The organism is Rhodoferax sp. (assembly GCF_039922535.1).
Classification (GTDB): domain Bacteria; phylum Pseudomonadota; class Gammaproteobacteria; order Burkholderiales; family Burkholderiaceae_C; genus Rhodoferax_B.
In genome coordinates, this window is sequence record NZ_JBDTEM010000046.1 from 1 (window position 1) to 11644 (window position 11644).

At 61.6% G+C, this 11644-nt stretch carries 10 protein-coding genes; 4 read left to right on the top strand and 6 right to left on the bottom strand.

The features are described 5' to 3' along the window. The 3 genes from ABI213_RS01655 to ABI213_RS01665 form a co-directional block, all read left to right on the top strand. The coding region (locus ABI213_RS01655) for an MltA domain-containing protein (RefSeq protein WP_348025855.1) at window positions 1–819 on the top strand (819 nt) is incomplete at its 5' end. Window positions 820–1145: 326 nt separating this feature from the next. Then, window positions 1146–1928: an alpha/beta hydrolase gene (locus ABI213_RS01660; RefSeq protein WP_348007743.1), complete on the top strand. Its 783-nt coding sequence runs from the start codon at window positions 1146–1148 to the stop codon at window positions 1926–1928. Window positions 1929–2593: 665 nt separating this feature from the next. Next, complete coding sequence (locus ABI213_RS01665) at window positions 2594–3535, top strand: bestrophin family ion channel (protein ID WP_348007744.1); 942 nt, start codon at window positions 2594–2596, stop codon at window positions 3533–3535. Between the two features lie 66 nt (window positions 3536–3601). Here ABI213_RS01665 and ABI213_RS01670 read toward each other — a convergent pair whose 3' ends face one another. The 4 genes from ABI213_RS01670 to ABI213_RS01685 all read right to left on the bottom strand — a co-directional run bounded on the left by ABI213_RS01670 (window position 3602) and on the right by ABI213_RS01685 (window position 8943). Beyond that, window positions 3602–4213, bottom strand: coding sequence for a glycine zipper 2TM domain-containing protein (locus ABI213_RS01670; RefSeq protein WP_348007745.1), 612 nt, complete (start codon window positions 4211–4213; stop codon window positions 3602–3604). A 211-nt stretch (window positions 4214–4424) separates the two neighbouring features. Beyond that, a complete protein-coding gene (locus tag ABI213_RS01675) occupies window positions 4425–5783 on the bottom strand; it encodes an efflux transporter outer membrane subunit (protein WP_348007746.1) in 1359 nt (452 codons plus the stop codon). A gap of 5 nt (window positions 5784–5788) precedes the next feature. Next, window positions 5789–7747 carry a MacB family efflux pump subunit gene (locus ABI213_RS01680; protein ID WP_348007747.1) on the bottom strand — a complete coding sequence of 653 codons (1959 nt, stop codon included), beginning with the start codon at window positions 7745–7747 and terminating at the stop codon, window positions 5789–5791. A 2-nt stretch (window positions 7748–7749) separates the two neighbouring features. Beyond that, entirely contained in the window at window positions 7750–8943 is a 1194-nt protein-coding gene (locus ABI213_RS01685) for an efflux RND transporter periplasmic adaptor subunit (protein WP_348007748.1), read from the bottom strand. A 289-nt stretch (window positions 8944–9232) separates the two neighbouring features. Here ABI213_RS01685 and fdhA point away from each other — a divergent pair, with 289 nt between their 5' ends. Then, the gene (gene fdhA, locus ABI213_RS01690) at window positions 9233–10435 is read left to right on the top strand and encodes a formaldehyde dehydrogenase, glutathione-independent (protein ID WP_348014599.1); all 1203 of its coding nucleotides are present in this window, start codon (window positions 9233–9235) and stop codon (window positions 10433–10435) included. Window positions 10436–10677: 242 nt separating this feature from the next. Here fdhA and ABI213_RS01695 read toward each other — a convergent pair whose 3' ends face one another. Together ABI213_RS01695 and ABI213_RS01700 are read right to left on the bottom strand one after the other, a co-directional pair. Then, entirely contained in the window at window positions 10678–11064 is a 387-nt protein-coding gene (locus ABI213_RS01695; protein ID WP_348014598.1) for a hypothetical protein, read from the bottom strand. A gap of 400 nt (window positions 11065–11464) precedes the next feature. Then, a partial coding sequence (locus ABI213_RS01700) for a pyrroline-5-carboxylate reductase dimerization domain-containing protein (protein ID WP_348025857.1) occupies window positions 11465–11644 on the bottom strand: 180 nt, incomplete at its 5' end.

Genomic DNA, 11644 nt, shown 5'->3' on the forward strand with positions numbered 1-11644 from the left:
GACGAGCAGCGCGCCTGGATGGTGGCACGCCTGCAGCCCTACAAGGTGGAGCCGCTGCAGGGTACCTCCGACGGCCTGCTGACCAGCTACTACGAGCCGCTGCTGGAAGGCACCCGCAACCCCACCAGCGCCTCGGCCGTGCCGCTGTACCGCCCCCCGGCCACCCTGGGCCAGCGCAAGCCCTGGTACACCCGGCAAGAAATGGAAACCCTGCCCGAGGCCAAGGCCCAGCTGGCCGGGCGCGCGATTGCCTGGCTGTCCGACCCGGTGGACGCGCTGGTGCTGCAAATCCAGGGCTCGGGGCGCTTGCGCATCACCGAGCCCGACGGCAGCGTGCGCCTGGTGCGCCTGGCCTACGCGGGCACCAACGACCAGCCCTACAAAAGCGTGGGCCGCTGGCTGCTGGACCAGGGGCTGATCCGCGATGCCACCTGGCCCGGCATCAAGGCCTGGATTCTGCAAAACCCGCAGCGCGTGAACGAGCTGCTGTGGAGCAACCCGCGGACCGTGTTCTTCCGCGAAGAAGTGTTGTCGGAGTTTGATGCGGCCTTTGGCCCCCGGGGTGCGCAAGGTGTGCCGCTGACACCCGGCCGGTCGATTGCTGTCGATCCCGCCAGCATTCCCTACGGCACTCCGGTCTGGCTGGCCTCGCCCGGCCCCTGGGCGCCGCTGCAAAAGCTGGTCTTCGCCCAAGACACCGGCAGCGCCATTACGGGCGCCGTGCGGGCCGACTATTTCGCCGGTTGGGGCCCTGAAGCGGGCGATTTGGCCGGGCGGCTCAAGCAGCCGTTGAAGCTGTGGGTGCTGTGGCCGAAGTAGATCCGCTGTCGAGTTGCTATGCTTGTTGTAGCCGTTGGCGCAGGTACTACCTGTGCTGGAGGGCGATTTGGCTTGAGCCTTTGGATGAGCTTGGAGTAACCACCATCCCCGGCCGGGGAGTGTACCCGGCGGCTAACATGCCTGCCATGGCACTGCGGTGTTTGTAGTATTTTTATGCCAGGATTCCGAATCGGCCCCTCGCTGGAAGGCCAGTCTTCAAGCCATTTTCAGGAGATCTCAATGACTGATATATCCCGCAGCGAAATTTTTATCCCGCAGTTTTTGCGGTCTACATTGAGGTTTGCTGACTAGAGGAGAAATTAAGCATGGCGACAGCAAATATCAACGGAATAGATATTAGTTACTCTGTTAGAGGTACGGGTTTCCCGTTGTTACTCATACATGGAATCGGGTTGAACGCATCACAGTGGGAAGCGGAAGGCTTTCTTGAGAAGTTGTCCAGAAAGAATAAAGTAATCGCCTATGACTGTCGGGGGCACGGGAATTCAGGAAAGCCCAGGAGCTATACATTGAAAGACCATGTAAGCGACGCACTTGGACTAGTCGATTTTCTCGGCATTGAAAAATTTAGCCTACTCGGTTGTTCAATGGGTAGCTATATTGCCCAAGCTGTTGCATTGGATACGCCCGAGCGAATAGAAAAGCTCATTTTGGTTGTAACAAAGTCCAATGGACTCACTTCATCACTAAAACGGTTAATGACTCAGCACGCTGATGCATTTGCCAAACTCGACGACAAAGGGAAGTCGGACTTTCTCAATGGTCTTGTTTTTAACAATCACGAGGCAATGAAGAAGTATCCTGATTTCTTAAAAAGTTCATTGACTCCCATTGAAATGGAAGCCGCAAACACAGCGCTAGAAGGTTTTGATTTTCGACCTCAATTAAAAAGGGTCACCGCGAAAAGCCTGGTTGTAAGCGGCAAGCATGACGGCCTAAACCCACCGGGTGAAGGGCGAATGTGTGCAGAAGGTATTGCCAATTCAAAGTTTGTGGAAATGGAACACTCTGGCCACGTTCCACAGATTGAAGAGCCGGATCTATTTTTCAAGATAGTTGATGAATTTCTATCAGAAACAGAAACCTGACGCGGCAGATAAACGCTGATTGTTAGCTGTCTATGTCAGTTCGTAGCCTTGGCACTGAAGTCCTCAAGCATGCATACGCGAAACTCAAACCTCTTGGCTTCTCCAAGAAGGGGCAGATGTTTAGCCGAGAACGAGAAAACTATGTCGAACGCTATTTGCTTGAGGGTTCTCGCTGGAATTCCGGCGAAGAGCCTTGGTCCTTTACTGTTGACGTCGGTGTATTGTTCCCAGAAATTCTGCCATTTGAGGGTGCCAAAGGAATATGGCGTCATTGCCACGCTGTCGGAAATGCAATTCGCTTGGTCGCACACGACCTTCCAGACTTTGAGGTTCGGTCAAACACAGTCGAAGAGGTGGCACAAGAAGTGGTCGCCATAATTTGTGCTGCAAGTGGTCTGCTGCCAACGCTCCTCGCCCCAGCAAGGCCACGTGCCGCGCTAGGTCTAATAAGCCCGCTACCCGTTCCTAGCACATGGATCGAGAGCTAAACATTACAGTCAACACGGACGCTGCGCGATAGAGCCGCGCAGCGCCGGACACTTTTACGTTAAGCCCCAAACCCCGCTCAGATTCCACCCCCCGGCCCTTAACACGTAAGGCCCTTCACGCAGCGGCCATAAACTCGGGAACATGCATTCCCACTTCCCCGCCTCGGGCCGCCGCCCATGATCGTCAGAGACCGCCCTTCGGGCATACGCCTGTTCCTGTTGCTGCGGGGCTCAGTGCTGCCGCGCATCCTGCCTGCACTGTTGGTCAACACCTTGATCGCCATCGTGGTCACTCTGAACCACGGCGACCTGTTCGCGTTGAAGATCACGCTGACCACCATCCCCTTCACGCTGATCGGCCTGCCGATTGCGATCTTTTTGGGATTTCGCAACACCGCCGCCTACGAGCGCTACTGGGAAGGCCGCAAGCTCTGGGGTGAAATTTTGCTGCGCGCACGCAACCTTGCGCGCCAGTGCAACAGTCTGTTGGCCTACCCGCAGCCCGCGCGCGCCAGCCACGGTCTGGACGACCTGCGCGTGCGCATGGTCTACCGCGCTATTGCCTACGCACACGCCCTGCGCCACTTTCTGCGCGGCAGCCAGGCGGCGGACGACACGCGGCACTTTTTGCTGCCCGCCGAATGGCAAAAAATGGGTAGCTCGTCAAACCCGCCGGACTTCTTGATGTTGCGCATGGGCCTGGACCTGCAGCAGTGCTTGCAAGAAGGCCGCATCGACCCTTGCCTGGCTGCCTCCATCGACGCCACCGTGTCGGCCATCGCTGGCGCGGGTGCAGCCTGTGAACGCATCAAGAGCACGCCGATTCCCTTTTCGTACACGTTGCTGCTGCACCGCACCGCCTACCTGTACTGCTTCTTATTGCCCTTCGGCCTGGTGGATTCCATCGGCTTCATGACCCCGCTGGTGGTGGCCATCGTCACCTACACATTTTTCGCCCTGGACGCGCTAGGCGACGAGATCGAAGAACCCTTCGGTCTGGAGGCCAACGACCTGCCGCTGGAGGCGATCTGCCGCAGTCTGGAAATCAATCTGCGTGAAGCACTGGAGGATACGGATATTCCTCCGCCGTTGAAGCCGGTGGACTTTCATTTGGCGTGAAGCTGTACCTTGTGCAGCAGCGGTTGAAATACCTGCCGCGTGCGGTGCGGCCGCGGGGGGTGGCGGTCAGCTGTTCAAGCGCACAACGCCGTTGACGATCTTCACCCGGTCGCCGGGGTTTACACCGGCTGGATCGGCCTGGTGCACGGTGCGGGTGCTACCGTCATCCAGGCGCACCACGATCTCGTAGCTATGGGTGGCCTTGACCTGGCCTTCGATGTGGTTGCCGGCTACGGCACCGCCGACAGCGCCCAGCACCGTCATCAAATCCTTGCCGCGGCCACCACCGACCTGGTGACCCAGTACGCCACCGACGACCGCGCCACCGACCGCGCCGACACCGCTACCTTTGGCGGCGGTGGTGATTTCGCGGGCCGATTCCACCACGCCGCAATTGCTGCAGATGGGTGCTACAGGGGCGTTTTGGTTTTGCGTTTCGTTCGATGCCAGATGCTTGACGGGTGGCGCGACGGCGCGGACTGGCGCGGTCACGACGGGTTCAGGCACAGGCGTGGTGACCGCGGTAGTGCTGGCGTCGGTGTTGCGCGCGCTGGACGAAGGCAGCCAACCCATCATGGCTGCTGCGCCCAGGGCACAAACCAGCACGATGGCGCCGCAGGCCAGCAGGATCATGGGGTGTAGACGTGTCGCAGCGACGGTATTTGGCGGTGTGTTCATGGTCATGGATCTCTTAAGTGGAGCTACTTGCAATGCCGAACCTGCCGCTGTGGTGGCAGGCCGGCGCCTCGGGCACCATCGGTTAACGCGGCGATGGGCCTAAAAGAGTAGACAACTATGCCGGGAATGGCCCGCCACTGCCCGGACCGGGTCTGTCACCACATATGTAAGCTTTTGTATTTGTTTTTTCCAAATAAGCTCAAAAACCTGTTCAGGGCACAGAGTTTCCACCCAGTGCCTGCACCAGGGTGACGTAGTTGTTGAACTGGTTCAGCCGGTTCTCGGCCAGCGAGATTTCGGCGCTGCGGCGGCTTTCCTGGGCGTCCAGCCAGGGTTTCAGGGCCACCGAGCCGGCGCGGTAGCGCACTTCGTACAGGCGCTCGGCCTGGACGGCGGCTTGCAGCACCTGCTCCAGCAACACGGCTTGCGCGCGGTACTGCTGGCGGGCCGATAAGGCGTTGTCCACATCGCCCAGCGCGGTGTACAGGGTCTGGCGGAAGTTGATGATGGCCTGATCGCTTTGGGCCTGGGCGATCTGGACGTTCAGGCCCATCACCTTTTGGTTCAAAAACGGCAGGCTCAAGCCCAGGCCCAGGCTGGCGACCGGGTTTTGCAGGATGTTGGTCAGCGAGGTGCTGGAGGTGCCGAGCGCGCCCGTCAGTGTCAGGGCCGGGTAGTAGCTGGCGCGGGTGGCCGTGATGTTCGCGTAGCTTTCGCGCAGGCGCAGTTCGGCGGCGCGCAGGTCGGGGCGGCGGCCCAGCAGCTCGGCAGGCAGGCCTGCGGCCACCTCGGGCAGGGCGCTGGTGGGCAAGGTTTGCGGCGCTGCGGGAACGGGCTGCGCATCGAACAGCAGGGCCAGGGCGGTGTTGGCGGCTACGGCCTGTTGCAGCAGAGTGGTGTGGTTGGCTTGCAGGCTGAGCAGGCTTTGCCGGGCTTCGGCCAGCTCCAGCCCGCCTACGGCACCGGCGCTGGCTTGGGCTTGGACCAGTTGCAGGGTTTTCTCGGCGGTGGCGATGCTTTGCAGGCTGGCGGCCAAACGCTGGTTCAGGTAGCCCAGTTGCCAGTACAGCTGCGCCGTGGTGGCGACCAGGGCCAGGGCGGTGGCAGCGCGGTCTTGTTCGGTGGCGCGGGCTTCCCACAGGGCTACGTCGCGCTGGCTGCCCAGCTTGTTCCAAAGGTCCACTTCGTAGCTGGCACCCAGGCTGGTGCCGCTGCTGCGGGCGGTAGTGGATGGGCTGTTCAGCGTGCGGCTGGCTCCGGTGCTGAGGCTGCCGCTGAAGCTGGGCCGGTTCTCGGCCAGACCGGCCTGCAACTGGGCCTGGCGCACTTTGATGGTGGCGGCCGCCAGGTTGTTGTTGCGCAGCAGGGCTTGGTCTATCAACTGGTTGAGCACCGGGTCGTTAAAGCTCTTCCACCAGGCATCGGTGCTGGAAATACTGGCAGTGGCCACGCCGTTGGCGTACTGCCACTGGGTGGGCACCTGGGTCACGGGAGCGGAGTACGGGGTTTGCAGGCTGGCGCACCCGGTGAGCAGCAGAGAGCAGAGCAGGAGGGGTTTGAAAGTCAGCATGGGGATTACTCGCGGGCCAAGGCCTCTACCGGGTTGAGCTGGGCCGCATTGCGGGCGGGCAAGAAGCCGAACACCACGCCGATCAGGGTGGAGCAGGCAAAGGCCGCCACCATCGAGCTGGTGGAATAGACCATCTGGAAGCTGGTGCCCAGTAGGCTGAAGCCCCAGCCAATGGCCAGCGACAAGGCAATGCCCAGCAGCCCGCCCAGCAGGCAGACCAGTACGGCTTCGATCAAAAACTGCTGGCGGATGTCGCTTTGGCGCGCGCCCACGGCCATGCGCACACCGATTTCTCCGGTGCGTTCGGTCACCGACACCAGCATGATGTTCATCACCCCGATGCCACCCACCACCAGCGAGATCAGCGCTATGGCCGAGATCAGCAGCGTCAGCACCTGGGTGGTGCTTTCGATGGTCTGACGGATGGTGTCGGTGTTGAGCACATAAAAGTCCACCGTGCCGTGGCGCTGCTTGAGCAACTGGTTGACACCGGCCTCGGCGGCCTTGGACGAGGCAGCGTCGCTGACCCGCACGGTGATGGACCGCAGGTAGCCCTGGCCCAGCACCCGGCGCATGGCGGCGGTGTAGGGGATGTAGACGTTCAGCGCCTCGGCATTGCCAAAGCCGGACTCGCTTTTTTGCGCCACGCCCACTACCCGAAACGGCACGCTGCCCAGCAGCACCACCTGGCCCACCGGGTTGGGGTTGGTGGGAAACAGCTGTTTGCGGCTGTTGTCGTCGATCACCACCTCTTGCGCCAGGTTGGCGATGCTGGCGGCGTTGAAAAAGCGCCCCTGGGCCAGCTTCACGCCCTTGACGCGGAAGTACTGCTCGCCCACGCCGTTGATGTTGCCGGTCACCGCCACGTTGCCAAAGCGCAGCGTGGCCGCGCTGGATGCGGTGGGGGTCACGCTGTCCACGTACACCTGCTGGGCCAGCGCGTCGGCATCTGCAGGCACCAGGGTGCGCACCTTGCCCGCACGCTGGTCGCCAAAGCCGGTGCCCGAAAAAATCTCGATGGTATTGGTACCGATGGAGCTGATGTTCTTCAGCACCTGCAGGCGCGAGCCCTCGCCCAGCGCCACCACCGACACCACCGAGGCAATACCGATGATGATGCCCAGCATGGTCAAAAAGCTGCGCAGCGGGTGCGCGCGCAGGGCCAGCACCGCCATGCGGAAGGCCTCGGTGAACCGGCCCCAGGCCGCCGCCCAGCCTGATTCGCCTGCGGGGGGCGCGGCCAAGGTGGGGGCGGCGTGGGGTGTTTGGGTTTGGCGGTCGGCAATGATCTCGCCGTCGCTGATCTCGATAATGCGCTGGGCGTGTTCGGCCACCTGCATGTCGTGCGTCACCAGGATGATGGTGTGGCCCTCGGCGTGCAGCTCTTGCAGGATCTTCATCACCTCGGCGCCGCTGTGCGTGTCCAGCGCGCCTGTGGGTTCGTCGGCCAGGATCACGCTGCCGCCGTTCATCAGCGCGCGCGCAATGCTCACCCGCTGCTGCTGGCCGCCAGACAGCTGGCCGGGCTTGTGGCGCATGCGGTCGGCCATGCCCAGGCGGCCCAGCAGGGCGGCGGCGCGCTCGTGCCGGGCGGCGCTGTCTTTGCCTGCGTAGATGGCGGGCACTTCCACATTGCCCAGTGCGCTCAGGTCGCCCAGCAGGTGGTAGCGCTGGAAGATGAAGCCAAAGTGTTCGCGCCGCAGCTCGGCCAGTGCGTCCGGGTCCAGTTGGCCGGTCTCGCGGCCGGCCACGCGGTAGGAGCCGGTGGTGGGCCGGTCCAGGCAGCCCAAAATGTTCATCAGCGTGGACTTGCCCGAGCCGGAGGCGCCGACGATGGCAATCATCTCGCCCGCACGGATCTGCAGGTTGACGTCTTTCAGGACGGCAATGGTTTCTTCACCCGCTGGAAACTCGCGCCGCAGGGCGGTCAACTCCAGCAGCGGGCTGGCGTGTGGGGTGTCCATGCTCACATTCCTGGAGGGCGGCGCATGCGGGTGCTGCCCGGCGTACCGTCAGCCGCAGCTTCTCCCACCACCACGCGGTCGCCCACGGCCAGGCCGTCCAGAATTTGGGCATTGACGTTGTTGTTTAGGCCCACCTTGACGCTGCGTGGCACGGCCTGGCCGGTGTTGTCTACCACCCGCACGGTGCTGCGGCCTTCGCGGTCGCGGTCGCGGTCGCCCAGGGCGGCCGAGGGGATGCTCAGCACCTGCTTTGCTTCGCTGAGCACGATGTTGACCTGCGCCGTCATCGAAATCCGCAGCAGGCCCTCGGGATTGGGCACGTCCAGCAGGCCGTTGTAATAAATGGCGCTGGCACTGGTGGTGGTCGTGGCGGTGGTGGTATCGGTCAGGATGGAGTCGGGCGCGGGCTCCACCGTGCGCAGGGTGGTGGTGTAGCGTTTGTCGGGTGCGCCGAGGATGGTGAAGTAGACCTTCTGGCCCGGCTTCACCCGCACCACGTCGGCCTCGGAAATTTGCGCCTTCACGGTAATGGTGTCCAGCCGCGCCAGCTTGAGGATGGTGGGCGTGCTCTGGTTGGCGTTGACCGTCTGGCCTTCTTGGGCCACCAGGGCCACCACCACGCCGTCGATGGGAGCCAAAATCTGCGTGTAGCCCAGGTTCAGCCGCGCGGTGCTGACGGCAATCTGGGCCTGGGTGATTTGCGACTGCGCCGCACCGACCTGGGCGCGGGCGGTTTGCAGGGCGGCATCGGCGGCTTCAAAGGTGGCGCGGGCACTGGCATCGGCCGCCAGCAGGGTTTTTTCCCGCTGGTAGCTCAGCTCGGCCTGTTTGAGGGTGGCTTTTTGTACCAGTAACTGCGCCTGCACATTGGCCAGCGCGGCCTCTGCCGTGCGCAGGTTGTTTTGCTGGGTGAGCGAGTCGATTTCGGCCACCAACTGGCCTTTTTTGACCGTGTCGCCCAGCGCCACTTTCAGGGATTTGATCTGCCCTGAGGCCTGTGCGCCCACGCTCACCTGCTTGAAGGCTTGCAAGGTGCCGGTTGCCAGCACCGCCTGCTCCAGGTCGACCAGGGCGGCGGTGGCGGTCACAAAGTCGGGTTTTTTGGGTGCCGGGAAGAACAGCAGTTTGATGGCGACGGCCAGCACCAGCAGGGCCAGAGCCAATAGGGCGTAACGCAGAGTTTTGTTCTTGGGCATGGAGTGGAGAAGCAGGGCGCTGGTAAAAAAGCCAGTAGCTACTTTACATAAGCTCTTGCACACAGGGATGGCACCGGGGCAAAGCCCTTGTAAAGCCCGGTGCCCTACACCCCCGACATCCTGGAATGGGCTCTAAGTGCTTACCCGCACCCGGCCCTCAAATACCGTACGGTGTCGCAATTTGGCCAGTGGCGCGTCGATACTGTTCCAAGATACTGGTTTGCAGGCCTTCAATTGGGGGCGCTGCGGAAGTCCTAAAAATTTCAATGCCAAACAAGGAGACAAGCCCATGTCAAGCAACCGAGGTGTCGTATACGTAGGCCAAGGCCAGGTCGAGGTGCAATCCATCCCGTTCCCCAAGCTGGTCAACCCGCTGGGCCAGGCGGCAGAGCACGGCGTGATTCTGCGGGTGCTGACCACCAATATCTGCGGCTCCGACCAGCACATGGTGCGGGGCCGCACCACCGCCCAGTCCGGCCTGGTGCTGGGCCATGAAATCACGGGTGAAATTGTGGAACTAGGTCGCGATGTAGAGACCCTCAAAAAGGGCGACATCGTCTCCGTGCCCTTCAATGTAGCCTGTGGTCGCTGCCGCACCTGCAAGGAGCAACACACCGGCGTGTGCCTGAACGTCAACCCCTCGCGCGCAGGCGGTGCCTACGGCTATGTGGACATGGGCGGCTGGATCGGCGGTCAGGCCGAGTTTGTGATGGTGCCTTACGCCGACTTCAACCTGCTGAAATTCCCCGACCGCGACCGCGCGATGGAAAAAATCCGCGACCTGACCTGCCTGTCTGACATCCTGCCCACCGGCTACCACGGCGCGGTGACCGCCGGTGTAGGCCCCGGCAGCACGGTGTACGTGGCCGGTGCGGGCCCGGTCGGCTTGGCGGCAGCCGCCTCGGCGCGCCTGCTGGGTGCTGCCGTGGTCATCGTGGGCGACGTGAACCCGGTGCGCCTGGAGCATGCGCGCAAGGTCGGTTTTGAGACGGTGGACTTGTCGCAAGACGTGAGCCTGGCCGACCAGATCGCCGCCATCCTGGGCACGCCCGAGGTCGATAGTGCCATCGACGCGGTAGGTTTTGAAGCCCGCGGCCACGGACACGCCGGTTCGCAGGGCGAAGCCCCCGCCACGGTGCTGAATTCGCTGATGGAAATCACCCGTGCTGCGGGCAAGATCGGTATCCCCGGCCTGTACGTGACGGACGATCCAGGTGGCGTCGACAAAGCCGCCAAGAGCGGTGCACTGAGCCTGCGCTTCGGCCTGGGCTGGGCCAAATCGCACAGTTTCCACACTGGCCAAACCCCGGTGATGAAGTACAACCGTGCACTGATGCAGGCGATTTTGTGGGACCGCATCCACATCGCCGACATCGTGGGTGTGCAAGTCATCACCCTGGACGAAGCGCCGAGCGGCTATGCCGAGTTCGATGCCGGGGTGCCGAAGAAGTTTGTGATCGACCCGCACCAGCAACTCCGCAAGGCGGCTTGAGTCCGTTTTCTGAGGTTTGAATGAAATAGGCTGCTAGCGCAGGTAGTACCTGCGCTAGCAGCCTATTTTTTATGTAGCAATGGGTTTGTAGTGACAGATGTTTGTTGCATTCAAGCAAGCACCATCGACCACGTCGCCAGGCTCGAAAGATAGGCGCTAACTTCACTGTCAAACCGATGCGGAGAAAGCTGTCTTAACGTGAAGGCGGCCTAACGGTGAAGGTGGTCCGGTAGACACACCTGTTAATCCGTTACACAGGCATTCAGCGCAGCACAAGCAGACTTTGCCCATAGCTCGTAGTCAAAGCTCTTCGGCACACGCCTCGGACGCTCCATGACCTTGGCGCTCAAAGCGGCACACACTAAATGCAGCACGCCCTTGGAGTCCGATGCAGCAATTTTCACCGGAAGAATTGCGACGCCAAACGAAAGATCCCGGACCTTCTCCCCGCTAAATGGATTCGTGAAGCCACCAAGTCGGCTTCGCGGCGTAGCCCATTTCTCGTTCGTCACAATGTCGTCGTCCACCGATACGACAAACACCGTGATCTGATCCAACTTCCCACCAAAGTCTTCATCAGACAGCATGGCATTTAGCCAATCTTCCAGTTTGACGCAGACATCGTTCACCCGGTGTCCAACCTCTTGGTCGGTAATGGAAGTAACGCGGTATCGCACGGTTCAACGTAATGTAGACCGCAAAATCTGCGGGATAAAAAGGGCGCTGCGGTATCCATCGGCCATCGGAATCTCCTGAAATTGGTTTGTAGATTGGTTTGCGAGCGAGAAGGCTGGGCAAATATCCAAGGTTAAGCATTCCGCCAAATCCCGCGTGCCCGAGCGGGTGCTATGTATTAAATAGCTGCACCCGCAGGTTCTATATGCGCTAGCGGCCTAAAAGGCATAAACCGCCCCAACAAACACCCCTTCCAGAACACCGCAGAGCTGGCTCCGCCAGGCTGCAGGTGTTGCCCCCTGCAAGGGGGGTGGCGAAAGACGCGCAGCGCTGCAGACTGGGGGTGTTCAATAGCTAATCGCCGAACTCGTCGCCCAGTTCGCGTGCCCGGTGCTTGGCCGCATGCACGGCACGCATGATGATGTTCTTGATGCCGTCCTGCTCCATCGAGGTAATCGCTGCGTGGGTGGTGCCGCCTTTGGAGGTGACGCGCTGGCGCAGGATTTCCGGCGGCTCTTTCGACTGGCGGGCCAG

Excerpts from the sequence above, each read along its gene's own strand:
- ABI213_RS01660 (WP_348007743.1), top strand. The coding sequence starts at position 1,146 with ATGGCGACAGCAAATATCAACGGAATAGATATTAGTTACTCTGTTAGA.
- ABI213_RS01665 (WP_348007744.1), top strand. The coding sequence starts at position 2,594 with ATGATCGTCAGAGACCGCCCTTCGGGCATACGCCTGTTCCTGTTGCTG.
- ABI213_RS01670 (WP_348007745.1), bottom strand. The coding sequence starts at position 4,213 with ATGAACACACCGCCAAATACCGTCGCTGCGACACGTCTACACCCCATG.
- ABI213_RS01675 (WP_348007746.1), bottom strand. The coding sequence starts at position 5,783 with ATGCTGACTTTCAAACCCCTCCTGCTCTGCTCTCTGCTGCTCACCGGG.
- ABI213_RS01680 (WP_348007747.1), bottom strand. The coding sequence starts at position 7,747 with ATGGACACCCCACACGCCAGCCCGCTGCTGGAGTTGACCGCCCTGCGG.
- ABI213_RS01685 (WP_348007748.1), bottom strand. The coding sequence starts at position 8,943 with ATGCCCAAGAACAAAACTCTGCGTTACGCCCTATTGGCTCTGGCCCTG.
- fdhA (WP_348014599.1), top strand. The coding sequence starts at position 9,233 with ATGTCAAGCAACCGAGGTGTCGTATACGTAGGCCAAGGCCAGGTCGAG.